This is a genomic window from Lysobacter helvus (assembly GCF_018406645.1).
Lineage (GTDB): Bacteria > Pseudomonadota > Gammaproteobacteria > Xanthomonadales > Xanthomonadaceae > Noviluteimonas > Noviluteimonas caseinilytica.
Genome location: NZ_AP024546.1, coordinates 3,228,316 through 3,253,640 on the forward strand (window position 1 = coordinate 3,228,316; position 25,325 = coordinate 3,253,640).

At 68.8% G+C, this 25,325-nt stretch carries 19 protein-coding genes and 1 tRNA gene; 9 read left to right on the forward strand and 11 right to left on the reverse strand.

All coding sequences use genetic code 11. From position 1 onward, the window contains the following. Positions 1 to 80 precede the first annotated feature (80 nt). The 7 genes from LYSHEL_RS15760 (at position 81) to LYSHEL_RS15790 (ending at position 11,853) form a co-directional block, all read left to right on the forward strand. On the forward strand, positions 81 to 1,460 hold the full coding sequence (locus tag LYSHEL_RS15760) for a hypothetical protein (RefSeq protein WP_213434987.1): 1,380 nt from the start codon (positions 81 to 83) through the stop codon (positions 1,458 to 1,460). A 390-nt stretch (positions 1,461 to 1,850) separates the two neighbouring features. Beyond that, complete coding sequence (locus LYSHEL_RS15765) at positions 1,851 to 3,140, forward strand: hypothetical protein (protein WP_213434988.1); 1,290 nt, start codon at positions 1,851 to 1,853, stop codon at positions 3,138 to 3,140. Between the two features lie 32 nt (positions 3,141 to 3,172). After that, a complete protein-coding gene (dinB, locus tag LYSHEL_RS15770; protein WP_244858769.1) occupies positions 3,173 to 4,225 on the forward strand; it encodes a DNA polymerase IV in 1,053 nt (350 codons plus the stop codon). 650 nt (positions 4,226 to 4,875) lie between these two features. Next, entirely contained in the window at positions 4,876 to 5,616 is a 741-nt protein-coding gene (locus tag LYSHEL_RS15775; protein ID WP_213434990.1) for an endonuclease/exonuclease/phosphatase family protein, read from the forward strand. Then, positions 5,613 to 6,839: a cardiolipin synthase ClsB gene (gene clsB, locus LYSHEL_RS15780; protein WP_244858585.1), complete on the forward strand. Its 1,227-nt coding sequence runs from the start codon at positions 5,613 to 5,615 to the stop codon at positions 6,837 to 6,839. Before LYSHEL_RS15775 ends, clsB begins: the two co-directional genes overlap by 4 nt. Then, positions 6,836 to 7,801, forward strand: a complete 966-nt coding sequence (locus LYSHEL_RS15785) for a lysylphosphatidylglycerol synthase domain-containing protein (RefSeq protein ID WP_213434991.1) — start codon at positions 6,836 to 6,838, stop codon at positions 7,799 to 7,801. The genes clsB and LYSHEL_RS15785 overlap by 4 nt, the downstream gene beginning before the upstream one ends. A gap of 71 nt (positions 7,802 to 7,872) precedes the next feature. After that, positions 7,873 to 11,853: a PAS domain S-box protein gene (locus tag LYSHEL_RS15790; RefSeq protein WP_213434992.1), complete on the forward strand. Its 3,981-nt coding sequence runs from the start codon at positions 7,873 to 7,875 to the stop codon at positions 11,851 to 11,853. Positions 11,854 to 12,424: 571 nt separating this feature from the next. Here the strand turns inward: LYSHEL_RS15790 and LYSHEL_RS15795 are convergent. Further along, positions 12,425 to 14,173, reverse strand: a complete 1,749-nt coding sequence (locus LYSHEL_RS15795; protein ID WP_213434993.1) for a M1 family metallopeptidase — start codon at positions 14,171 to 14,173, stop codon at positions 12,425 to 12,427. 269 nt (positions 14,174 to 14,442) lie between these two features. Between LYSHEL_RS15795 and LYSHEL_RS15800 the strand changes: the two genes are divergently transcribed. Then, positions 14,443 to 14,516: transfer RNA gene (locus LYSHEL_RS15800), tRNA-Ala, on the forward strand. Between the two features lie 84 nt (positions 14,517 to 14,600). Here the strand turns inward: LYSHEL_RS15800 and LYSHEL_RS15805 are convergent. Beyond that, the gene (locus LYSHEL_RS15805) at positions 14,601 to 14,744 is read right to left on the reverse strand and encodes a hypothetical protein (protein WP_213434994.1); all 144 of its coding nucleotides are present in this window, start codon (positions 14,742 to 14,744) and stop codon (positions 14,601 to 14,603) included. A gap of 106 nt (positions 14,745 to 14,850) precedes the next feature. On the opposite strand from LYSHEL_RS15805, the gene LYSHEL_RS15810 reads away from it, so the two are divergent. After that, positions 14,851 to 16,053 carry a hypothetical protein gene (locus tag LYSHEL_RS15810; RefSeq protein WP_213434995.1) on the forward strand — a complete coding sequence of 401 codons (1,203 nt, stop codon included), beginning with the start codon at positions 14,851 to 14,853 and terminating at the stop codon, positions 16,051 to 16,053. On the opposite strand, the gene LYSHEL_RS15815 is transcribed toward LYSHEL_RS15810, so the two are convergent. The 9 genes from LYSHEL_RS15815 to LYSHEL_RS15855 are packed head-to-tail and all read right to left on the reverse strand — an operon-like array spanning position 16,054 to position 25,320. After that, a complete protein-coding gene (locus tag LYSHEL_RS15815) occupies positions 16,054 to 16,689 on the reverse strand; it encodes an HD domain-containing protein (protein ID WP_244858587.1) in 636 nt (211 codons plus the stop codon). A gap of 48 nt (positions 16,690 to 16,737) precedes the next feature. Then, positions 16,738 to 17,346, reverse strand: coding sequence for a GIY-YIG nuclease family protein (locus tag LYSHEL_RS15820; protein ID WP_213434996.1), 609 nt, complete (start codon positions 17,344 to 17,346; stop codon positions 16,738 to 16,740). Between the two features lie 43 nt (positions 17,347 to 17,389). Beyond that, positions 17,390 to 18,658, reverse strand: a complete 1,269-nt coding sequence (locus tag LYSHEL_RS15825; RefSeq protein ID WP_213434997.1) for an RNA polymerase sigma factor — start codon at positions 18,656 to 18,658, stop codon at positions 17,390 to 17,392. A 16-nt stretch (positions 18,659 to 18,674) separates the two neighbouring features. After that, positions 18,675 to 19,088, reverse strand: coding sequence for a type IV pilin protein (locus LYSHEL_RS15830; RefSeq protein ID WP_213434998.1), 414 nt, complete (start codon positions 19,086 to 19,088; stop codon positions 18,675 to 18,677). Between the two features lie 5 nt (positions 19,089 to 19,093). Then, complete coding sequence (locus tag LYSHEL_RS15835; RefSeq protein WP_213434999.1) at positions 19,094 to 22,708, reverse strand: PilC/PilY family type IV pilus protein; 3,615 nt, start codon at positions 22,706 to 22,708, stop codon at positions 19,094 to 19,096. A gap of 14 nt (positions 22,709 to 22,722) precedes the next feature. After that, a complete protein-coding gene (locus LYSHEL_RS15840) occupies positions 22,723 to 23,265 on the reverse strand; it encodes a pilus assembly PilX family protein (protein ID WP_213435000.1) in 543 nt (180 codons plus the stop codon). Continuing rightward, a complete protein-coding gene (locus tag LYSHEL_RS15845) occupies positions 23,262 to 24,296 on the reverse strand; it encodes a PilW family protein (RefSeq protein WP_213437890.1) in 1,035 nt (344 codons plus the stop codon). Before LYSHEL_RS15845 ends, LYSHEL_RS15840 begins: the two co-directional genes overlap by 4 nt. 2 nt (positions 24,297 to 24,298) lie before the next feature. Further along, on the reverse strand, positions 24,299 to 24,709 hold the full coding sequence (pilV, locus tag LYSHEL_RS15850) for a type IV pilus modification protein PilV (RefSeq protein ID WP_244858588.1): 411 nt from the start codon (positions 24,707 to 24,709) through the stop codon (positions 24,299 to 24,301). 56 nt (positions 24,710 to 24,765) lie between these two features. Continuing rightward, a complete protein-coding gene (locus tag LYSHEL_RS15855) occupies positions 24,766 to 25,320 on the reverse strand; it encodes a GspH/FimT family pseudopilin (RefSeq protein ID WP_213435002.1) in 555 nt (184 codons plus the stop codon). Positions 25,321 to 25,325: the final 5 nt, after the last annotated feature.

The following is a 25,325-nucleotide window of genomic DNA, read 5'->3' on the forward strand; positions in this document are numbered from 1 at the left end:
AATCCCATGCGGTAGTCCGCGATCAGGGCGCGGATGAAGCGGAAGTCGTCCCTCCGACCTTCCCACAGGGGATACAACGCATGTACTCGACTCCCACCCCCGCCACGCGCCTGCGCGCGGCTACCCTCGCCGTCGCGCTCGTCGCGGCCCTGTCCGGCGGCGTCGTTTCCGCCGCCGCCATCCACGGTGCGATCTTCACTTCCGATGTAGCAGGCAACGTCAACGTCAACCAGTACGAAAGCAAGGCCGACGTCTATCTCAATGGTGGACCGAAGAGCAATTGTGCCGCCGCCGGGGTGGACGACGGCACGTACGTCTACCAGATCACCAATCCTTCCGGCACCGTGCTCCTGAGCAGCGACGACATCAGCCACCGCGAGTTCACCGTGGTGGCGGGCGTCATCACGTCGGCCACCGACCACGTCACCGTCGCCGGCGATTGCGGCGGCGTGCGCGTGCAGATGGCGCCCTTCGACGACACGCCCAACAACGGCGGCGTCTACAAGGCCTGGATCACCCGCAAGTCCGATTACATCGCCAACGGCAACACGTTCCGCCCGAGCGACACGAAGACGGACAACTTCCACGTCAAGCAGCCCGCCGTCGAACCGGAACTGGCCGACCTCACCGTCTACAAGTTCTACGACTTCAACGGCAACGGCGTGTGGGATTCGGACGAGCAGCCGCTGTTCGGCTGGGCGATGCGCGCGCAGAGCGGCAACGGCTTCGATGCCACGCAGCTCACCGAATCGCCGGATGGCCTGACCAACTTCCTGGGCCTGGACACCGCCGACAACCCGTACATGGTGACCGAAGGCACCGCGGGCGGCACGTGGTCGCAGACGACGTCGATGGTCAATGGCGTGCCGACGGCAAGCTCGCCGGAAAACCCGGTCACGGGCCTCACCCTCGTGGTGGGCGACACGACCGAAGTCATCTTCGGCAACTACTGCACGTGCAAGAGCGGCGGCAAGGCGAAGAGCTGGTGGGTCACCACGAGCGGCCAGACCAAGGTCAACGACGGTGGTTCGATGAACCCCGAGTTCAACGTGCTCAACGCGCTGAACCTCAAGACGGCCGCGGGGGCGGACTTCACGCTCAACACCGCGCTGCCGCAGGCCGACAACTGGACCAACCTGACGACGTGGTTGAACAGCACGAGCACGACCAACATGGCGTACTCGCTGTCGCGCAACCTGGCGATCCTGCGGCTCAACATCGAAGCGGGCTACATGGTCAACACCAACTTCTATGCCCCCGCCGGCGCCACGATCGCGCAGTTGCAGACCGATGCGAACGACGCACTGGGCATCGATGGCCTCACCCCGGTCGGCGATCCGAACCGGGCCGTGCAGACGCAACTGAACACCTGGCTGGTGAACCTCAACAACGCCGCCACGGTGATCCGTTCCAAGCCGTGCCCGTATTCCTTCGCACCGGCGCTTCCGCCGCCGAACTGACGTTCGGTCGTCGCAAACCAAAGGAAAGGGAGGGCCGCGCGAGCGGCCCTCTTTTTTGCACCCTACCGAGCAACCATCCGATTTCTTTCCACGGCGAGCCGTGGAAAGAAGGGAGCCGCTGGCGCCTCAGGGGAGAGGTAGAAACACCGCGCCAGCCGACGGACCCGGGCTGTTGCCCTCAAGGCTGCGTCCTCGACTCCCTGCCTGCGCCCGGGGATCCACGGAGGAGGGGCAGGCGCGGGCAGGAAACCATGCATGCGCGGCGCGCACCATTGCGCCCGGGGGCAAACCCGCCCTGCCCTTGCGTGCGAACGCCCGGTGCATGCCGCTTGCACCTTGCATGCGGCAGCGCGTTTTGCCAGCCTGCGCGCAGCGTTTCCGGGGGATGGAATGAGCACGCAGGAAAGCGACCAGTTGCCGCGCCACACCACGCCGACCTGGGAAGTCGAGTTGCTGATTTCCGGCGTCGCCGTGTTCGCGATGCTGCAACTGCCGGATCTGCTCGACCGCATGATCCTGGAGTCCGCGCCCCGCTTCATCGATCGCTGGGCCAAGCTGCTGTGGCTGGTCTACATCTATGCCAAGAGCGCGGCGCTGATCCTCGCAGCGACGTTCGTCATCCACCTGCTGCTGCGGGCGCGCTGGATCGCGCTGGTCGGCATGCTGTCGATCTATCCCAGGGGCGTGGACTGGAACAACTTCCAGCTCGGGCCCAACGCGCGCGAAATCGAAGCGCAGCGCCTGGGGCGCATGGAGGATGCGATCGACCGCGCCGACAACCGCGCCACGATGGTGTTCGCGCTCGGCGTGGTGCTCGCCTCCATCCTGTGCATGATCACGCTGGTGGTGGCGGTGATGTTGGGGGCGGCGTGGATCCTGGAGACGCGCCTGCACTACTCGGTCAACACCAACTGGATCGCCTGGAGCGCCGCCGTGGTGATGGTGCCGTACGGCGTGGCGATGCTGTTCGATCGCCGGTTCGGCGACCAGCTCGCACCGAACGGGCTCACGGCACGCGGGCTGCGCGCGGTGCTGCGCGGCTACACGCGCTTCGGCATCGGCATGGCCAACAACCCCGCGCTCGCGTTGCTGTCGAGCCATCGCGGGCGGCGGCGCACGATCCTGATGATCGTCGGCGTCTTCATGCTGGCCGTATTCGCGGCGAGCACCAGCTATTACCTCGCGCGCGAGCCCGATGCGCTGGGCAGCTACGAAGGCTATCCAGATGCCGATGCCCTGCACACGCGGCAGCTGGATGCAGCGCATTACGACGACCGCCGCGATCCGATGCGCAGCCGCGTCGCACCGTACATCCAGTCGGCGGTGGTCACCGGGCCGTACGTCGAGCTGGTGATTCCGTGGGAACCCGATCGCGATGGCCCCGCGATGCGCCGCGCGTGCGGCGCCAACGCCGATCCGCTCGCGTGCTACGCCAGCCACGTGCGCGGCGTGTTCGTCGATGGCACGCGCCAGCCGGTGGCCTTCGAACTCGGCGAAGACGCGCGCACCGACCGTCCTGCGGTCGTGGCGATGATCGACGTCCGCGGGCTCGCGCCGGGTCGGCACGAACTGCGCATCACCCGCGCGCAGCGCATCCGCGACGAAGACTCGCAGCGCGTGGATCCCCTCAAGCCGATGAAGCGGGACGCCGCGTACGAAGTCCTGCCGTTCTGGCGGTGAACGACACCCCGCGCAAGATCCTGCACGTCGACATGGACGCGTTCTACGCGTCGGTGGAGCAGCGCGACGACCCGGCGCTGCGCGGCCGGCCCGTGGTCGTCGCTTGGCGCGGCGCGCGGTCGGTGGTGTGCGCCGCGAGTTACGAAGCGCGCACCTTCGGCGTGCGCTCGGCGATGCCCGCGGTGCGCGCCGAACGCCTCTGCCCGCAGGCAGTGTTCGTGCCGCCGGACTTCGTGCGCTACAAGGCCGTCTCGAAGCAGGTGCGCGAAATCTTCGCCCGGCACACCGACCTGATCGAACCGCTCTCGCTCGACGAGGCCTACCTCGACGTCACCCACACCTTCACCGGCCTGCCCAGCGCCACCGCCACCGCGCAGGCCATCCGCGCCGCGATCCGCGAAGAGACGCACCTCACCGCCTCGGCGGGCGTGGCACCCAACAAGTTCGTCGCGAAGATCGCGTCGGACTGGAACAAGCCCGATGGCCTGTTCGTCGTCCGCCCGCACCAGGTGGAAGCGTTCCTCGCGCCGTTGCCCGTCGGGCGCTTGCCCGGCGTCGGCAAGGTGATGGAAGGCAAGCTCGCGGAACTCGGCGTCGCCACCGTCGCGGACCTGCGCGCACTGGGCGGCGCCGCGCTCGAACAACGCTTCGGTCGCTGGGGACGCCGTCTGCACGAACTCGCGCACGGCATCGACGACCACCCCGTGCAACCCGAACGCCCGACGATGCAGATCAGCGCGGAAGACACGTTCGAAAGCGACCTGCGGTTGAGCGAACTCGAACCCCACATCCGCCGCCTCGCGGAGAAAGCGTGGGCCGGCTACGAAAAGGAACGCGCGACGCCGCAGGGCCGCATCGCGCGCACGGTGGTCCTCAAGCTCAAGACCGGGGACTTCCGGACCCTGACGCGCAGCCTGACGCCGCCGGAGCCGCCGACGTCGGTCACCGAAGTGGCCGAAATCGCCTGCGCGTTGCGCGAGCGGGTCGACCTGCCCTCGCGCACCCGCTATCGCCTGGTGGGGGTGGGCCTCTCGGGTTTCGTCGACGCCGACCGCCTGGCCGCCCAGCACGATCTGTTCGGCTAGTGGGTTCAACCTCCTCCGGCCCGGCGCTCCGCCGCGATGAGGGCAATAGGTCCTTGCCCGGCGCGTTCCGCTATCCCTGCTCCAGGCACCGGCCGTGCGCCATCCATGGCGCACTTCAAGGACCTATTGCCCTCATCACGTCGAAGCGCTTCGCGACCGGAACGTTGCGACGCTGCGTGGGAGTAGCGCCTTGCACCGAATCTCTGTGTTGCTGGCGAACAGCTGCACTCGGACGGACGGCGCACTGCACGCCCAGCCAATCCCGCTCCGCTACCTCGCCATCCCTGGCTGCGAGCAACGGCGCCGCCCATCCATGGGCGGCTGGGCGGGATTGGCTCGGCGTGCGGTGCGCCTCACCGATACGTTGCTGGCCGCGGCTTCGGGTTGGGGAAGCAGAGCATCGCTACTGGTGCGTCAATCGCTGGCGCTTTGCTTGCGCAACAGAATTTACGAAAGGACCAGTTTCGTCGCTGCTCATTGATAGAGAGCCCCCTTTGAGTCAAAGGGGGCGGCGCGACAGCGCGGGGGAATGTGGGTGTACAGGGCTGGGGCCCGAAGTTTGCGCAGCAAACTTTGGGAGCGCTTTGGCGCGCCCGCGCCAAAGGGCTGCCTGAATGCGCTCCTCACGGTCGGCCACCGACAATGGCCCCATGCCGACCCTCACGGTCCTCACCCTCAACGCCCACATGGGCTTCGACCTGCTCAACCGGCGCTTCGTCCTGCACGAGCTGCGCGAGGCCGTGCGCAGCGTGTCGGCCGACCTCGTCTTCCTCCAGGAAGTCATGGGCGAGAACGCGCGGCATGCGAAGAGGCACGCGGCCTGGCCCGCGGCCACGCAGTACGACTTCCTCGCCGACACGCTCTGGCCCCACGCCGCCTACGGGCGCAATGCGGTCTATCCGCACGGGCACCACGGCAACGCCTTGCTTTCGAAGCACCCGATCGCGGCGCATCGCAACCGCGACGTCTCCATCCAGGGACACGAAGAGCGCGGCCTGCTGCACGCGGAGATCGCGATTCCGGGCAGCCCCGTGCTGCACGCCATCTGCGTGCACCTGGGCCTGCGCGAATCGCATCGCCGCGAACAGTTGCGGCTGCTGTCCGCCGTGGTGCACGACGAGATCCCCGCCGACGCGCCGTTGGTGATCGCGGGCGACTTCAACGACTGGCGCGTGCGCGGCCATGCGCTGGTGAAAGCCTGCGGCCTGCGCGAAGTGTTCGAAGCGGCGAACGGCCGCGTCGCGCGCACCTTCCCCGCCCGCCTCCCGCTGCTGCCGGTGGATCGCATCTACGTGCGCAACGTCGAAGCGCATGCGCCGCGCGTGTTGTCGGCGCGCCCGTGGTCGCACTTGTCCGACCACGCCCCGCTCGCCGTGGAGGTGCAGTGGTGAGCCCGCACGTGCCGCCGCTGCCGTGGCGCCATCCGCGCACGCCGGGCCCGTGGCGCGATGGCAATCGCATCACGCTGCTGGAGAACGGCGAACAGTTCTTCCCCGCCGCGTTCGCCGCCATCGCCGGCGCGCAGCGCGAAGTGCTGCTCGAAACCTTCATCCTGTTCGAAGACCAGGTGGGCCGCGACCTGCAACGCGCGCTGATCCAGGCCGCCAACCGCGGCGTGCGCGTGGACCTCACGATCGATGGCTACGGCTCGCCGTCGTTCACGCCGGAATTCCTGTCCGAGCTCGTCGCCGCCGGCGTGCGCGTGCACGTGTTCGATCCGCACCCGGGCTGGCTCGGCATCCGCGTCAACGTGTTCCGCCGCCTGCACCGCAAGTTGCTGATCGTGGATGGCATGCGCGCCTTCATCGGCGGCATCAATTTCTCGGTGGACCACCTCGCCGGTTCCGGGCCGGAGGCGAAACAGGATTACTCGGTCGAACTCGAAGGTCCGATCGTCGGCGACCTGCTCAGCTTCGCGCGCGCCGCGGCGGCGGGCGACGGCACCGGCGAAGCGTGGCGCCATCCGGCCGAGGTCTCGCGCGACACCGCCGGCACGGCGTCGGTGCTGTTCGCGCTGCGCGACAACCGCCATCGGCGACGCGGCATCGAGCGCGAATACCGCCGCGCGATCGCCAACGCGCAGCGCGAGATCATCATCGCCAACGCGTACTTCTTCCCCGGCTTCGGGTTCCTGCGCGAATTGCGGCGCGCGGCGAAGCGCGGCGTGCGCGTGTGCCTGATCGTCGCCGCCGAATCCGACACGCCCATCGCGCATCCCGCCACGCGCACGCTGTACCGGCACCTGTTGTCGGCGCAGGTGGAGATCGTCGAATACTGCGAGCGTCCCTACCACGGCAAGGTCGCGATCATCGACGACGACTGGGCGACGATCGGTTCGAGCAACCTGGATCCCTTGAGCCTGTCGCTGAACCTGGAGGCCAACATCTTCGTGCGCGACCGCGCCTTCGTGCAGGCGTTGCGCGCCAGCCTCGACGCGCTGCGCCAGCGCCAGTGCCACGCGATCGAGCGCACGCAGCTCGGGCCGCGCCGCTGGTGGCACGCGATGGCGCGGCCGGTGCTCTTCCACGTGCTGCGGCGCTTCCCGCGCTGGGCCGGCCTGCTGCCGGCGCACACGCCGCGCAAGCAGATCCTCAGCGCGGAACAGACGGCATGAAGCGCGTGCGACATCCCGCATGGCGGCGGTTGCGGCACGTGCTGTTCGCCGCGTTCCTCGTGCTGGTCGCGGTGCTGCTGGTGCGCGCGGCGCGCGGCATCGCGTGGCACGAAGTGTGGGCGGCGTTGCGCGCGCTGCAGCCGTCGACGCTCGCCATCGGGCTGGCGCTCACCGCCGCGAGCTATCTCGTCTACGGTGGCTACGACCTCGCCGGCCGCGCCTATGCGCAGCACGACCTGCCCGCGCGCCGCGTGCTCGCGATCGCCGCGGTGGCGTACGCGTTCGCGCTGAACATCGGCGCCCTGCTCGGCGGCGCCGGTTTCCGCTTGCGGATGTACGCGAAGGACGGCGTACCGCTCGGCAAGGTCACGCGCGTGATCGTGTTTTCCGCGGCGACCAACTGGATCGGCTACCTCGTGCTGGCCGGGACGTTGCTCGCGAGCGGACAGGTGTCGCTGCCGCCGGCGCTCGCCATGCATGGCCTGGGCGATGCCACGGTGTTGCGCGTGCTCGGTGGCGTGATGCTCGCGCTCGGCGTGGCGTACCTGCTGGCCTGCCGCGCCACGCACGGGCGGATCTTCCATGCGCGCGGGCACCATTTCCGCTTCCCGAGCCTGCGCCTGGCACTACTGCAGATCGCGCTGTCGGTCGCGAACTGGTCACTGATGGGCGCGGTGGTCGCGACCTTCCTGCCGCAGGCCGGGTATGCGGCGGTGCTGACGGCGCTGCTGCTGGCGTCGGTCGCCACCGCGCTGGTCCACATTCCCTCGGGCATCGGCGTGCTGGAAGCCGTATTCATCGCGATGCTCGGCCACGCGGTGCCGGCGCCGCGCCTGATCGCCGCCCTGCTCGCCTACCGCGCCTGCTACTACCTCGTGCCGCTGGCGTTCGCGACCCTCGGGTTCGCTGTCATGGAACTGCGCGGTCGCCGTGCAATCCTCGGGGCCCCGGCCAACGGCTGAGGCAGCGGCCGGTGTGCACGTCGCCGTGCGTTGCCTCCGGATAGGGTCGCCGTCGGAAGTCGAGGAAGACCATGGATGCGAAAGCGCACGAGTCCGACCCTCGCCCGGTGGAAGGCGAGTGGTTGCGGCGCGTCCGCGAATTCGACTGGTCCGCCACGCCCCTGGGGCCCCTCGCCGCCTGGCCGCCCACCTTGCGCAGCGCGCTGGCGGTGCACGAAACCGAGATCGACCACCTGCGCCGCCTGCAGGCCCTGAGCACGCGCCTGGTGCGTGACGACGAGGACGAAGACGGCCTGCTGCAGGACGTGATGGCCGCAGCGATCGCGATCGTCGGCGCCGACAGCGGCGAACTGCGCCTGGTGCGCGACGACGGCAGCCTGGACCTCATCGTCACCCAAGGCCTCGAGTCCGACTTCCATCGCTTCATCGATGCGACCGAAGCCACGGCCGCCGCGGCCGAAGCCGCGCGCGGTGCACGCCGCGTGCTCGTCGAATCGGTGCGCGGCTCCGAACTCTTCGGCCCCGGCGCGCACGATGCCCTCGCCCGCGCGGGCGTCGGTGCGTTGCAGGCCTCGCCGCTGCTCGCGCGCGACGGGCGCGTGCTCGGCGTGCTCAGCACGCACCATCGCGACGCGGTGCCCGGCGAGCGCGACCTGTTGCTGCTCGACCTGCTCTCGCGCCAGGCCGCCGACTGGATCGAACGCGCGCACGCCGCGGGCCGCCTGGAACACAGCGAGCGTCGCCTGCAGACGATCCTCAACCAGACCGTCGCGGGCGTGATGGTGCTCGACGCCGACGGCCGCATGAGCTACGTCAATCCGTGGTGGTGTCGCACGCTGGGGTACCGCGAGGAAGAATTGATCGGGCGCTACGTCGCGTACATCGTCGATCCGGCGTGCGTGGAAATCGCGGCCGACGGCCTGCGCCAGCTCGAAGCCGGCGCACCCAGCCTCACGCTCGAGAAGCGCTACCGCGGCAAGGACGGCCAGAGCCTGTGGGGCAGCGCGAGCATCAATGCCTTGCGTGGACCGGATGGCCGCTACGAAGGCTGCGTGGCGGTCGTCGTCGACATCGGCGGACACAAGCGCCTGGAGGATTCGTTGCGCGAGCAGGCCAGCCGCCTGCAACTCGCGTTGTCGACCGGGCGCCTGGGCACGTGGCACATCAACCTGCAGACGCTGGAGGTGCAGGCCTCCGACCAGTGCAAGGCGAACTTCGGATTGCGGCCCGACGAACCGATGGATTTCCGTCGCGTCTTCGAACACCTGCTGCATCCGGAGGATCGCGCCGCGATGCGCCGCGCGCTGGCCGACACCAATGCCGCGCATGCCGACTACGACGCCGAGTTCCGCGTGGTGTGGCCCGACGGCAGCGTGCACTGGATCGTCTCGCGCGGCCGCGCCACGCACGACGCCAGGGGGCGCGCGGTGGCGATGACCGGCGTGAACTTCGACGACACCGAACGCCGCGGCGCCACCGAGCGCCTGCAGCAGAACGAAGCGCTCCTGCAACGCACGATCGAAGACGCGCCGCTCGCGCTCGCGCTGCACGCCGACGATGGCCAGATCCTGCAGCTCAGCCGCAGCTGGGTGGAACTGACGGGCTATTCGCTCGAGGACGCCCCGATCCTGCAGGCGTGGCTGCGCCGCGCGTACGACGTGCGCGACGGGGACTTCGCCGAACGCATCGCGCAACTGTTCGAAGCCGAACACGCGATGCTGCAGACCGACGTGGAGATCGTCACCCGCGGCGGGCAGCCGCGCACGTGGAGCCTGAGTGCGTCCTCGCCCGGGAAGCTGCGCGACGGTCGCCGCTTCGTCGTGGCGATGGCGCTGGACATCACCGAGCGCAAGCGCGCCGAAGCGTTGTTGCGGCGTTCGGCGGCGCGCGCGGCGTATCGCGTGGTGCTGAGCGACGCCTTGCGCACGCTCGCCGATCCCGAAGCCATCCAGCGCGCGGCGGCCTCCACCCTGTGCGAGCACCTGCGCGCCGATCGCGCGATGTACGGTGAAGTGCAGGAAGACGGCGACACGGTGCATGTCACCGTCGACCACGTGCGCGCGGGCATGCCGTCCATCGTCGGCGACTATCGCCTCGTCAATTTCGGCGAAGACCTCGCCCATCGCCTGCGCGACGGCCGCACGGTGGTGCTGGACGATGCGCACGTGGCGAGCACGCTGGGCGTCGACGAACTCGCCGAATACGCGCGCGTGCAGGTGCGCGCGCACGTCACCGTGCCGCTGGTGAAGGACAGCCGCATGGCGGCCGTGCTCAGCGTGCACCAGGCCACGCCGCGCCTGTGGACGGGCGACGAGATCGCGCTGATCGAGGAGACCGCCGAGCGCACGTGGGCCGCGATCGAACGCGCCCGCGCCGAAGCCGCCGTGCGCCAGAGCGAAGCGCGCCTGGAAGACCAACTCGCCGATGCCACGTTGTTGCAAAGCATCAGCGCCGAGCTCGTGCACGAAGACGACCAGCAGCAGCTGTACGACCGCATCGTGGCGGCGGCGATGGCGATCATGGATTCGCAGTTCGCGGTGCTGCAGCGCCTGCATCCCGAGCGCGGCGACGGCGGCCAGCTCGAATTGCTGTCCGCGCGCGGCTTCGACGAAGACGCCGCGCGCCCCTGGCACTGGATCGACGCGGGCCCGCAATCGCAGAGTTGCAGCGCGGCGTCGCTGCGCCTGGGCCATCGCAACATCGTGCCCGACGTGGTCGCCTGCGCGGAGATGGACGGCTCCGCCGACCTCGAACGCTACCGGCACACCGGGATCGCCGCCGTGCAGAGCACGCCGCTGTTCGCGCGCGATGGCCAGGTGGTCGGCATGTTGTCCACGCACTGGTCGACGCCGCACGCGCCCGCCGAGCGCGACCTGCGCCTGCTCGACATCCTGGCCCGCCAGGCCGCGGACCTGATCGAACGCCGCCAGGCGCTCGAAGACCTGCGCGCCGCCGACCAGCGCAAGGACGAATTCCTCGCCACGCTCGCGCACGAGTTGCGCAATCCCCTCGCCCCGCTGCGCAACTGCCTGCACATCCTGCGCGCGCGCGAAGGCGACGACGCGCAGATGCGCAAGCTGCACGGGATGATGGAACGCCAGGTCGCGAACATGGTGCGCCTGGTCGATGACCTGATGGAGGTCTCGCGCATCACGCGCGGCGAGATCGAACTGCGCCGCCAGCGCGTCACGCTGCGCGAAGTGCTCGAAGGCGCGGTGGAAACCAGCCGCCCGCTGATCGAACAGGCCGGCCACCATTTCCATTTCGACCTCACGGCAGAACCGCTGCCGCTGGACGCCGACCCGATGCGCCTGGCGCAGGTGTTCACCAACCTGCTCAACAACGCGGCGAAGTACACGCCGTCCGGCGGCGAGATCACGCTGCGCGCCACGCGCGACGGCGGCGTGGCCGAAGTGCTGGTGCGCGACAACGGCATCGGCCTGCCGCAGGACATGCTGACGCAGGTCTTCGACATGTTCACGCAGAGCGAGCATGGGCGCGCGCATTCGCAGGGCGGCCTCGGCATCGGCCTGACGCTCGTGCGCAGCCTGGTGGAACAGCACGGCGGGACGGTGGAAGCGCGCAGCGACGGCGTGGGCCAGGGCAGCGATTTCGTCGTGCGCCTGCCGCTGGTCGCCTCGAAGGTGCAGGAGACAAGCGCAGGCGATTGGCCGATCGTGCGCGCGCCGGAGGCGATGTCGATCGTGATCGCGGACGACAACCACGAGAGCGCCGATTCGATGGCGCTGTTCCTGCAGATGCGCGGGCACGACGTGCGCACGGTCTACGACGGACGCGCGTGCCTGGAAGCGATCGCGGAACGTCGTCCGGACGTGGTGCTATTGGACTTGGGCATGCCGGTCCTGGATGGCTTCGAAACCTGCCAGCGCATCCGCTCGATGCCGGGCGGCGACCACATCGCGATCATGGCGACGACGGGCTGGGGCCAGGATGCGGACCGCCAGCGCAGCGCGCAGTGCGGCTTCGATGCGCACCTGGTGAAGCCGGTGGATCCGGCGTTGTTGCTTGCGCGGTTGGACGCGCTGCACTGATGGCTCGCCGATCCTGCGAAAACAGGAATCCATGGGGCGCTGCAGAAGCCCGCCTGGGGTGAAGACCGCGTCGCCCGAACCCGCGGCGGGGTAAGAATTTCTCGCCGACGTGGCGGCGAAAATTCTCACCCCACCACGGGCTGGGGCATAACCTTGCGCGCCTTTTCGATCAAAGGGCCGACCTCAATTTGAGTCGCTGGCGTGCGTGTGACGCACGCGCAACCCAATCACTGCTTTCGAGACAAGAGCCCGAAGCACCAGCTCTCCTGCCTAATGTGTGCGAGGCACAGACTTGGACTGGCGCATCGCTTGCCAGAGAGCAGTGAGGCATTTCAGATGCGAGGGCTCGAGGTGGGCGAGCGCCTCCCTCCGGAGAAGGTGTGTTCGCCAGCGGCCATCAGATGCGGTGCTGGAACTACTACGACGTGTTGGCGAAAACCAGACCGCGACGAGGTCCGACGCGGCACGTCGCGTGTCTCTTTTTCGCTGTGGCAGCGGAAAAGAGACATGCGATGGGACGTGGCGGAGCGCCCTCACTGGGTGTCCCCGCCTTCGCGGGGACGACGCGGCGTCAGCCAGCGGCGGCCTTGCTCTTCGCTTCGGCCTTCTCGCGATCCGTCTTGTCGCGCTGGAACTCGTCGATGAAATCCAGCTGGCGGAGGAGCTTGGACTGCGGATCCAGCGTGTACGACTCGTGCTCGCCGATGTGCACGCTGCCCGTGCCGTCGCGCATTTCCAGGCGATGCACGCGGTCGCCGACACGCACGTCCACCGGCATCGGGAACGGCTTGTCGCCCGGCACCTGCCAGCGCAGCTCCAGCGTGTCGCCTTCGCGCGTGGCCTGCAGGTCCGGCAACTTCGGCTGGTACAGGTACACGTCGAAGAACCACTGGTAGTCGCGGCCCGTCACCTGCTTCACCGCGGCGATGAAGTCCTTCGTGTCCGCGTAGCGCGGCTGGAAGTTGCCCGGTTTGGGATCGGTGCGGCCGTACACGAGCAGGCGCGTGGCGTCGAAGAACGCCTTGTCGCCGATCAGCGCGCGCAGCGAATGCAGCAGGAACGACGCCTTGTAATAGATGTCGTGGCCCGGGCCCTTGTCGTCGCTGTACACGTCCTCTTCCAGCATGGGGCGGCCGGCGACGATCGGATGCTGGTTGGCCAGCGTGGCGCGCTGCTTCATCAGGTTGGCGTAGTACGCCATGTCGCCGCGCAGCCACTGCATGTACAGCGGTTGCATGTAGGTGCCGAAGCCCTCGTGCAGCCACATGTCGTCCCAGTCCTTGTTGGTGACCTGGTTGCCGAACCACTCGTGCGCGAACTCGTGCTCCAGCAGCCAGTCGTAGCCGTACTCGCTCTTCTTGTACTCGTTGCCGTACGCGTTGATGGTCTGGTGTTCCATGCCCAGGTGCGGCGTTTCCACCACGCCCATCTTCTCGTCGCCGAAGGGATACGGGCCGATCATCTCTTCGAAGAAGTCGAGCATCGGCGCGAATTCCGCGAACAGGCCCTTCGCCTTCGCCTCGCGATCCCTGAGGTAATAGAACCGCAGCGGGATCGTGTTGCCGAAGCGCGACTTGTAGTCGGCCTGCAGCACCTGGTACGGGCCGATGTTGAGCGAGATCGCGTAGGTGTCCGGGTTGCGCGTCTTCCAGTGGTACGTGCGCCAGCCGTCCTTCTCGTCCATGCCCAGCAGCACGCCGTTGCCGGCCGACACCAGCGGCGCGGGCACGGTGACGTGCTGCGTGACTTCCTCCGGTTCGGCCATCGGGTGGTCGATGCACGGCCAGAACAGGTCGCAGCCGTTGCCCTGCACGGCGCTGGCGATCCACGGTTCGCCCGTCGGCGCCTTCGCCCACACGAAGCCGCCGTCCCACGGCGCGCGTTCGGCGATGTGCGGCTGGCCGTCGTAGCGGATGCGCAGCGTCGCGCGGCCGCCTTCGGCCAGGGGTGCGGCGAGCGGGATCGTCATGCGGCCTTCGGGGTTCTTCCACTGCCCCGCGGGCACGGCCTTGCCGTCGACTTCGACGGACGCGACATGGAAGTTGCGATCGAAATCCACGACGAGCGCATTGACCGGATGCAGCGCGCGGAACGTCAGCGTCGCATCGCCCGTGATGCGCTTCTTCGCCGGTTCCACCTTGAACGCGAGGTCGGCTTTCTCGAACACCACGGCTTCCTGTTCCGGCGCGCGCGGCAGGCCGGTCTGGAGCGTGGTGGGGGTCAGCGGTGGCTGCTTGGTGTCGGCCGGGGCGGCGACCGCGGCGGACGCGGCGACCAGGGCAAGCGCGGCGAGCGCGGAACGGGAAGCGCGGTGCGGCATTCGGGGATCCTCGGCTGAGCGCGCGACGATGCCACACGGGGCGCGCCCGGGTCATCCCTGCCGCAAGTCATCGCCACCGGTCGGGCCGGTCGACCAGCCGCCGGCACCAGAGATTTCGCGCAGAAAAAAAGGCCAGTCCGAAGACTGGCCTTTTCGTGTAGCTCAACGCCTTTCGGCGCTGCATTTCGAGTCGCGGGCGTAGTTTCCACGGTTCTTTCCCGAGTGCAACCCCCGGCGTGGTGTTCTGCTAATTTCCCGTCGCGGTGTTTGCCTCGGTAGCTCAGCGGACAGAGCATTTCGAGTCGCATCTTAAAGGTCGGGGGTTCGAATCCCTCCCGGGGCGTTTTTTGACCATGCCGCCAGCGTGCCCGGCACGCGGCAGGACTCGCGAACCTGCACTAGGCCCCGAAAGGGGCCTTTTCATTTTTCAGGGCGAGAGGCCGGCGACCTGCGTATCGGCGGCGGGCGCGGCGTTGCGATAGCCCGTGAATCCGAGGGCGGCCATCATCGCGGCGCACAGCGTGGCGCGGGCGGCGATGACGCGGAGGCGACGGCGGAGCTTCCTGTTCATGCGATGCAATCCCCTGTGGTGGCGCCAGCGTCGGGGAGCGGCCGTGGGCGCCGCGTGAACCTTCCGCACTGGCGCCGGGCGCGGCCAGGGCGGCAGGCTGCAGCGCATGTGGAACCGGCCTGCCCTCGCCTTCTTTTCGCTCGCCTTCGCGCTGACGGCCCATGCGGCCGGACCGGAACGCGTGGAGGCGCGGATCGCCACGGCGGCGGATCCGGCCCAGCAGTACGCGCTGTTCGTGCCGAAGGATGCGGGCGCGAATGCGCCGCTGCTGATCGTGCTGGATCCGCGTGGCCGCGCGGTGGCCACGCGCGATTTCGTCATCGAAGCAGCGCGTGCGCGCGGCTGGATCGTGATGAGCTCGTGGCAGAGCCGCAGCGACACGGACGAAGCGGTGACGCTGCGTGCGCTGGACGCGCTGTGGAAGGAATCGGCGCGCTATCCGCACGATGCGCGGCGCGTGTATCTCGCGGGCATGTCGGGGACGGCGAAGACCTTGTGGGTGGTGGCGCCGAAGCTGCACGTCGCGGGATTGCTGGGCAGCGCGGGCGGGCGTCCGCCGGAACTGCCACCGCTCACGCGCAATGCGCCCGCGTTCCAGGGCTTCACCGGGATGTCGGATTTCAACCATCGCGAGATGTTCGCGCTCGATGCAGCGCTCGCCGGCGTCGGCACGCCCCATCGCCTCGACGTGTCTCCCGGCGGGCATGGCTGGCCGCCGGTCGAAGCGTTCGCCGATGCGCTGGCGTGGTTCGACCTGCAGGCGATGCGCAGTGGGCGGATGCCGCGCGATGCGGCCTTCATCGAACAGCGGTTCTCGGCGTGCACGACGGCGGCGGATGCGGGCTTCGATGCGCTCGAACGTTGGCGGCTGCAGGCGCAATGCGTGCGCGACTTCGAGGGATTGCGCGATGTGGCTGCGCTGCGGACCAACGTCGATGCCTTGGAGAAGTCCTCCGACGTCGCGCGCCTGCGCAGCCAGGACGACAAACTCGCCGCCGACGAACGCCGCTACGCGCGCCGCTTCGACGCCTGGCGCGAACGTTTCGGCCGGCGTTTCGTGGAAGGCCTCGAACAACCGCCGTTGCCCCTCAACGAATCCCTGCGCCAGTTGCAGATCGCAACGCTGCGCAAACGCGCGGCCGATGCGGACCCGCGCGTCGCCGCCTCCGCGCAACGCCTCCTCGCCTGGGTGCACGCCGCCGCTGCGTTCTACCTTCCCGCGCAGTTCGATGCGAAGGGCGACCACAATCGCGCGGTGGCGCTGGGTGATCTGGCGGAGGCCACGGCGCCGGTGGACGACGCGGAGTGATCACCGCTTCGTCGTGATCGCCCGGCGCAGGTTGCTGCGTGCCTGCGCATCCAGGCGCTCGTGGAAGTATTCGCTGACGTAGATGCGCTCGCGCGCGAGCAAGCCTTTCAGGAACCGCTTGCGGTTGATGGTGAACAGCCATCCCGGCACCACGCCGCGATACTCCGCCGCGATGCCGCGGTCGTACGCATCGAACACCTCGGGCGGCGCACCGAGGATCGCCATGTCGCAGTCGAGGAACAGGCGCGTGTCCGCATCGCGCCCCGCTCCCGGGAAATCCGCGGGCGACCAGGTGCCGTGCCGCGCGGTCATGTCGATCAGGGCCGCGACGCGATCCAGGTCCAGGCCGTCGCGCGGCCATTGCGCGAACTGCGCGCGCGCCAGGTCGGCCGATCGCGCTTCGTTGTCCTTCGCACCCGCGATGTAGATCGCGTCGTGGTAGAGGATCGCCGCCGCGACTTCTTCCGGCTGCGTCCATCCCGGCCCGGTCGACACGTCGACGAAATGCTTCAGGACTTCGCCCACGTGCGCGAGGCAGTGGTACGCGCGCGGCGGCGTGGCATAGGCCGTCGCGATGGCCGCCTGCTGCGCGGGCGGCACGGCGAACGGCATCAGGTCGAAGGGCGCGTCGGGCATGGCGCGATCATGTCCGAAAACGGCGCGCCATGGCGCGTTGGGTGCGCGTCAACGCAGGCGGACATACCAGGCGAGCACCGGGGGCGGCAGCCACGGGGCCAGGTCGATCCCCAGTGCGTCGTACGCATCGAGCCCATCGCGCACGGTGCGATGCGTGGGAGGCGCGACCCAGCGGTCCGCCTCGGCCAGCGCATCGAGGTCGAGCATCGCGGTCGTCCACGAGAACAGCAGGTCCGCGCGTTGTTCCAGCGCATGGCGCAACCAGCCGCGCAGCGGCGCATGCACCACGTGGCCGGCGTCGCGCAGGGCGAGCGCCGTCCCGGCCAGCGACTCGTACGCGCCGCGAAACCACTCGCGCTTGCCGCCCGCGTCCTCGCGCACGGTGAGCGGCGCGGGCGCGTTGTGCGCTTCCAGCAGGCGGCGTTGCTGGAGTTCGAGCTTGCGTGCGTCGGGCACGGATTCGGTCTCGACGGACAACGCGCGATCGAGGTCGAAGAATTCGAACCAGCGCGAATGGAGCTGCTGCATGCGCGACAGCGGATCGCGCGAGAACCCGACCTTCAGCAGGTCTTCGCCCGCGCACGGCAGCACGTAGAGATGGCAGGGGCCGCGGCTCCGGGTGCCGCGCGCGGCGGGGTCGTTGCGATCGATGGGCATGGGCGCAGCATCGCGCACCGGATGCGATGGCGCGGTGGACGCCTCAGGACAGGGCGTCTGCGCGGCGTCGCAACAGCGCGGCTTCGCGGGCGTTGCGCGCCAGTGCGGCGGCCCGCGTGAATTCGCCGCGCGCTTCATCGGTGCGCCCGAGTTTCGCCAGCAGGTCGCCGCGCACGCTCGGCAACAGGTGGTAGTCGCGCAACGCGGGCACGTCGACCAGCGCATCGACGACATCGAGGCCCGCCTGCGGCCCGAACGCCATCGCGAACGCCACCGCGCGATTGAGTTCCACCACCGGCGAGGGAAAGCGCTGGGCGTGCACGTCGTACAGCGCCGCGATGCGACGCCAGTCGGTGTCTTCGGCGGTGGGCGCGCGCGCATGGCACGCGGCGATCGCGGCCTGCAGCGCATACGGGCCCTGTCCGCCCAGGCGTTCCGCGCGCTGCAACGAGGCCAGCCCGCGCCCGATGTACAGGCGATCCCAGCGGCCGCGTTCCTGGTCGAGCAGCAGGATCGGCGTGCCGTCGTGCGCGATGCGCGCGGCCAGGCGCGAGGCCTGGATCTCCATCAGCGCGACCAGGCCGTGCACCTCGGCTTCGTTCGGCGCGAGCGCGGCGAGGATGCGGCCGAGGCGCAGCGCTTCGTCGCACATCGCCGGACGCGTCCAGTGTTCGCCACTGGTGGCGGCATAGCCTTCGTTGAAGATCAGGTAGACGACGTTGAGCACGGCGGCCAAACGCTCGGGCAGCGCATCGCGGCCCGGCACTTCGAATGGAACATGCGCTTCCGACAGCGTGCGCTTGGCGCGCACGATGCGTTGCGCGATCGTCGGTTCCGGCACGAGGCAGGCGCGCGCGATTTCTTCCGTCGTCAGGCCGCCGAGCAGCCGCAGCGTGAGCGCGACCTGCGCATCCACCGACAACACCGGGTGGCACGCGGTGAACACCAGGCGCAGCACGTCGTCGCCGATGCGATCGTCCGCGGCTTCCTCGGGATCGGCGCCGGCGAGCGCGGGTTTCCAGTCGTCGTCGTGGTCCACGTCGACCTGTTTGCGCGCATGCAACTGGTGTTGCCGCATGCGGTCGATGGCGCGGCGCTTGGCGGTGGCCATCAGCCACGCGCCGGGCTTGTCGGGCACGCCGTCGCGCGTCCAGTGTTCGAGCGCGGCGAGGAAGGCGTCCTGCGCGAGTTCCTCGGCCAGGCCCACGTCGCGCACCATGCGGGCCAGGCCCGCGATGAGCCTGGTGGATTCGATGCGCCACACCGCTTCGATGGTGCGGCGGACGTGGCCTTCCGGATCGGTGTGCGCCATGGGGCGCGAGTCTACGTCACCAGCAGTTCGGGACCGGCTGCTTGTTCGCCAGGTGGTCCAGCGTGAGCGTGCCGCAGCTGTCCTTCGCCTGCGGGCCCTTGGGCACCGCCTGGAACTTGTACGTCGTGGCGGTGGGCTCGCTGGCCGCGTAGCCCACCGTGTAGTACGCGCTGACGTCCGCCGAGCACTGCGGGTTCGGCAGCACCGCGCCGGTGTAGGTCATGTTGACGGTGTAGAACCGCTCCATGATCTGCGCCGATTCCACGAGGCAGCCTTCGGCCGCCGCGCGCCGCGTCTTGATCATCGCGTAGCCGTAGCCGGACATCGCGAGCGCCGCGAGGATGGTCACCACCAGCACCACGATGATCAGCTCGAGCAGCGTGAAGCCGGCCTGGGTGTGGCGACGCGGATTGTATTTGGGTGCTTGCATCGGGATCAGTCCTGCAGGATTTCGTGCCACATCACGCGGTGGGAGAACCCACCCATGTTCTTCATGCCCAGGTGCACCACGGTCTCGCCGTTGCCGCCGGCGAACACGGTGCTGGACCCGTTGGTGCCCGACACCACGGTCACGCCGGTCAGCATGCCCGCGCCCGGATCGTACGAGCCGAGGATCTGGCCCGGCGTCGACGAGGAGCCGCCGAGGTTGTCGTAGTTGTCGAACATCCCGTCGCCGTTGATGTCGAGGTAGGGGATGCCGAAGCTCGTGCCATTGAAGGCATCCAGCGCATTGATGTAGCCCCTGCCGCCGGCTTCGCACGTGCTGCCCGCGGGCGGGATGATGCTGCTGAACTGCAACGAGCCGCCGCGCACCGAAGGCCGCGTGATCACGCGCTCGCCGGTGGCCGGGGTGTTGAGGTCCATGTACCAGCCCAGCTTGGCCGGATCCAGCAGCGCGGCGTTGTCGAAGCCGCGCACCGGGTTGCTGTTCGCGTCCTGGCCGACCACCGCGATGTTGCGCTGCTGCAGGTCGCTTTCGCGCACGCGTACGCCGGTGTCGATGATTGCGTACATCGACTGCACGGTCGCATCGTTGACGTCGGCCTGGGTCACGAAGCTGCCGGTGCCGAAGAAGATGTACCCGCGGCCGTCGGCCGGGTTGCGGCCGAACGCGAGTCCGCCGGTGATCGCCTGGCCCGTGCGCGTGGTGTAGAGCGGCTGGCCGGTGAAGGCGATGTTCCAGGACGAGGCCGTGTTGCCGGTCACGTCGAACTTCCACAGGTTGCCCTTGCGGTCGCCGGCGTAGATGTAATCGAGCGTGCCGCTGCGATCCACGTCCAGGCCCAGCGGCGCGGACATGCCGTTGTCGCCGCCCACGCCGGTGTCGAACTTCTTGATGACCGCGCCGGTGGCGATGTTGATCAGGAACAGCACCGAGTGGCCGTTGGTGCTGTTGAAGCCGTTGCTGACGACCACCGCCTTGGTGTTGGCGGCGTCGTTGAGCGTGACGACCAGCGGTTCGCCGACCACCATGCCCATGTCGCCGCCGGCGTCGTTGAGTTCCCACAGCGCGTTGGACGCGGCGAACGAACCCGGCGTGGTCACGTCGAGGCCGAACAGGCCCTTGCCGCCGCGGCCGAGCGCGCCGACCAGGTAGTTCTTGCCCGGCGTCTGGGCGAAGGACGACACGACCACCGGGCCGTCCACGAAGTAGCGATGCACGTACTGCGGATCGCTCAGCGTGGCCAGGTTGGTGAAGTCGATGCCACCCGGCACGTAGGCGAAGCGTTCGGCGCCGGTCGTGGCGTCGAAGGCGTGCAGCATGCCGTCGTTGGCGCCGACGTAGAGCGTGCTGGTGTCGGACGAATACGCGGGCGAGGAGTTGACGATATCGCCGAGCAGCGAGCTGCGGTTGCGCAGTTCGCCGCCGAAGCGACGTTCCAGCGACGTGGTGCCCTTGATGTAGTTCGCGTTGTCCACGCCCGTCACCGGGGCCAGGCCGCCGGTGCGCGCGAGCGCGGCGGTCTGCGTGGCGGTCGGGAAGTTCACGCCGCTGGAACCGTTCCAGGTGAACACCTTTCGGCCCACGGCGGTGATCTGCCCGGCGGCGCGCCATGCGGGATTCGCGGACACGCCGGCTTCGGTGGCGTCGTAGGCGGACAGCTGGCCGGTCCACTGCTGCGAGGTGTAGGTCGCCTGGAAGATCTTGGTCTGCGCGGTGAACTGCGCGGTGCTGGACACGACGTTGGACGCCGAACCCAGGCGCGAGGCGACCGTGGCCAGCGCATCGGCCAGGCCTTGCGCGAATTCCGTCGGATCGCCGGCGGTGACGAAGTTGCCACGTCCGTTGACCGAGGCGTGCCACAGGTCGTCGATGCGGTCGGCGTCCTCGGCGTCGGTCGGATCGCCCCAGCGCTTGCTGCCGTTGGTGATCGACACCAGGTCGCCCGCTGCGGGATCCAGGCGGCCCTTCAGGCCGATCGACACGCCGAACGTGACCATGTGCTGCCAGAACGCGGGGTCCGCGTCGGTCTTCGGCACGTTGTTGTCCAGGCCCGTGCGCAGGTCGGTCTTCCAGTACTGCATCGCCACGTCGGCCAGCGTGTTGCCGCGCGTGTTGGTGCCGCCGGCGAAGTTGTCGATGTACGGCTTGACCGGGTTGTACGTGAACGTGTGCGGCGGCGAATCCGAATCGGTGATCGTCGGGCCCGAGGCGGCGTCGGTGTCGCCCACCGGGCTGCTGTAGCCCGCGTTGTCGTTCCAGTAACCGTCGGTGGTGAGGATCGCGAAGTTCTGGCGGCAGCTGAGCTGCGCGGTGCCGGTTTCCGGGCCCCACGGGCCGGTGGCCGACGCATCGCTGAAGTACAGGCCCGCGCGCTGCAGCGCGCCCTTGAGCGGCGTGCCGTCATTGCCGTTGGCATCGTGCAGGTGCTGGAACCAGTTGGTGCGGTTGGTGCCGGTGAACGTGCCGTTGTTGGTGCCGACCGGGATGTCGTACGGGTTGCGGTTCCAGATGGAGTCGTAACCGACGCGGATGTTGCTGCTCAGGCGGCTGAAGGCTTCGCTCGCGCCGGCCTTGGCGGTCTTGATGCGCGTGCGGTGGTACGAGTACCACGTCGCGTAGTTGGTCAGTTCGGCGGCGAGCGTGCGGCTGACGAGGGCGTTGGACAGGTCGCGGTACTGCGGCGTGGCCGTGGTGCAGTTCACCCAGTCGTTCGTGCCCGCGGTGCCGCCGCCGCCGCAACGGTTGGTGGTGCTCCAGCGCACGTTCAACGTCACGTTGGCGTAGTCGGACGCACGGTTGATGCCGACGTACCAGGTACCCGTGGTCGGATTGTTGATGGTGCAGTTTTCGTTGTTGCTGCCGCTGGTGCTGGAGCAGTCGTTGTTGCCGGTGGACGGCGTGTTGCCGCGGCGCACGTACAGGTCGGCGCCGGCGCCGGAGGGGTTGTTGCCGGACAACGTGATTTCGAGCTGCGTGACGTTGGCCGGCAGCACGAAGTTGAACACCTGCGACATGTTGCCGCTGCTCGCCGACTGCGCGCCCGGCAAGCCCGGGGCCGTGGTCCAGTTGGCCGCGATCGCGTCGTACTCGGAGCGGATGATGCTCGTGCCGCCCGCCTGGATCTGGTAGCGGTAGTACGAGGCAGTGGCCGCCATGTCCGTCGCGCCATCCTTCGGCGCGTAGAACGTGCGATCACCGCTGCCCAGGTCGATCGCACCGCTCAGCAGGCTGTCGTGGCTCCACGCGCTGCCGTAGGACAAGCCCGTGGTGTAGCGCGTGTTGTCCGCCTTGATCCACGGCTGGTAGGTGATCGACGGGTTGTAGTACAGCGTGTTGCGCGGATAGGCGTTGAGCGCGATGTTCACCGGGCTCGTTGCCGGCACTTCGCTGGCGCTGCTCGCGCCCGGCATGAAGTCCCACTCCATCGACCCCGAGTCGTCGAGGATGAAACGGATGTTGGCCGGCGGATACGCCGCGCCCGACTGCAACGGCACGTCCGGCACGTTGACCGCGGCGCCCGGCAGCGAGATGAGCGTCGCGAGGAACGCGAGCGCGGGCGCGAGCAGGCGCGGCGTGCGGCGGAGGCGATGGAGGCGAGCGGTCATGTCCGTTTTCCCGATCAGGGCACTGCGTAATTGGACTGGAGCATCACGACGGCGCGGCCGGCGGCCTGGCTGCGCGCGGTGATGCGGTAACGGCGTTCGCTGCCGGAACACGTGGCTTCCGGCGAAACGTTTTCTTCGGTGGTGCACGAACCGCGCGGCGGCACGTTGTCGGCGATCAGCTCGACGATGTACTGCGGCGTCGCGGTGACCGTGCCGAGCGAGACGCTGAGCGAACGCGCGCCCGCCCACACGGTGGGATCCTTCCAGCGCGGCGTGTCGGTCGGCGCGGGGATCGCGCACAGGCCGGCGCTGCAACCGCTGGTGGGCAGCGCGGGCTTGCTGGCGGCGAGCGATTCGCCCTGGCGCAGCGCGGCCTCGGCGGCCTGGAAGCTGAGGCTGCGATCCATCATGTTCGCGCTGGCGCGTTCTTCCATCAGCGTGCCGCGCAGCGACAACACCGCCATCAGCGACATCACCAGCAGCAGGATCAGCACCACCAGCAGCGCGACACCGCGCTGGGCGTGCAGGCTCGGGGCAGGATTCGGGCGTCGGGTCATGGCACGCGGTTCCGGAGGGTCACGGTGTGTTCGAGGGTGCGGTCGAAGACGTCGGACGTGGGGCTGGCGGTGGCGCGCTCGCGCAGCGTGAGGATGATGCGCACGGCGATGACGTTGTCGCTGTTCCACTGCGCCGTGGTCACCGACGCGGGGCTGACGTAGGACGTGGCGCCCGCCAGCAGGTACTGCGCCTGCATGTTGATGACGTTGTCGGCGATTTCCTGCTTGGCGATCGACAGCGTGCCGGCGTTGTTCACCAGCAGCGACTGGAACAGCGAGCGGCCACCGCGGTTGTTGTTCGCGATGTACCAGCGCTCCATCTTCATGCGCGCGATGATCGAGTTCGGCCCGTACGTGTACGGCGTGCCCAGCGCGGTGCACAGCGTCGGCGCGCTGAAGCCCAGGCCCTTGGTGCAGTTGCCGGGCGTGCCGGTGCCGGTGTTGTGCACCACGGTGTCGTTGACGCCGGGGGAGGCGTTGGTGAGCTGCAGGATCGCGGCGTGGTCGAAGTCGCACACGATCGCGATGTCGCCGACGTTGAGGCCGTGGTCGATCGTGCTGAGCTTGAAGCTGGCGGCCGAGGGGTTGTGCGAGACCACGGACACGCCGTCGTTGACGGCGGACTTCAGTTCGATCGCTTCGGTGCCGGTGAGGCGAACGCCGGCGGCGGTGCCGAAGGCTTCGTCGCCGAACGCGGTCGTGCTGCCGTAGCCGCGCACGCCGCCGTCCATCGTGCTCCACCAGTTGCTGCCGGGGCTGTTCAGCACGTTGACGGTGGGCAGGTCGGATTCGCAGGGATTGCCGGCCGTCTCGCGGATGTCGCGCGCCATCAGTTCGTACGCGGTGCGCACGTTTTCCTGCACGCGGCCCAGGCTTTCGGTCGTCGCGTAGACGCGCTGGTTGGTCAGGAACATGGCCAGCGCCGCGCCCGTGACGATCAGGCCCAGGACCAGCGCGACCATCAGTTCGACGAGGGTGAAGCCCTGCGAGCGACGGCGGGCGTTGAAGGCGTGGCGGGAATGCGTACGCATGGTCAGAGCACCGTCTTCGTCGTGACTTTCTGCGCGGCATCGCCGCCCTTGCGGCGCGAGTCGTCCCACTGCACGACGATCGTGCACGTGGTGCTGCTGCAGGTGATCGAGCCGCAGGCGGTCGGGCCGAGCACCTGCGGCTGCTGCATCGACTGGATCCAGTGGCGCAGGTCGTTGGCCACCAGGTCGCCCGGGTCCGGCGCGGTGCAGGTCATCGGGATGTCGTACCGCCCGATCAGCGCCACCTGGCGGTTGGCGCGCATCGCATCGAACATCGCGTAGCTCTGGGCGACGGCCTGGCTGCGTTCGAGGGCGCTCTGGCTGCTCCGCAGCGAGGTCATCTGCATCGCAGCGATCCCGAGCAGGCCGAAGGCCAGCACGACGACGGCGACGAGGACTTCGACGAGGCTCATGCCCGATTGCGCGCGGGGGGCGCGGACAGGCACGCAGCGTGGGACGGGATGATGGTTCATGTCGGATCCGAAGGCGCGTTGCAGACACCGGTGGCGTTGACGCGATCGAGCGCCATGCGCGAGCCGGTGCGGATGTTCAGTCGGCGGACGTTTTCGAGCGGGCGGCGCGTGACCATGCAGATGTCGATGGCGCCCATCAGCAACGTGGTTTCGGCCTTGTTGCGCGCAAAGCCATCGGCGCGGAACGTCACGCGCACTTTGTCCGGCACCGCCGGGCTGGCGAGCAGCAGCACCTTCGGCGGGACGGTGGACTGGCGCAGCAGGCGGTCGGACGCGGATTCGTACGTGCCGTTCTTGTTGGCATCGACGAATGCGATCCAACCGGTGGCGGTCGTGGTGTTGGCGGCGGCGCACGTCGGGGTGGACGTGTCCGCGTTGAGGCTCAGGCACACGGCGGTGCGCGCGTTGTAGCGGATGGCTTCCATGCGCGCGACCTGCAGGCCCGTCAGCAGTTCGTTGCCCGCGGTGGCCAGGCGACCGGAATTGATGGTCGACTGGAAGCTGGGCACGGCCATGGCCATCAGGATCGCGGCCACGAGGACGGCAACCATCAGTT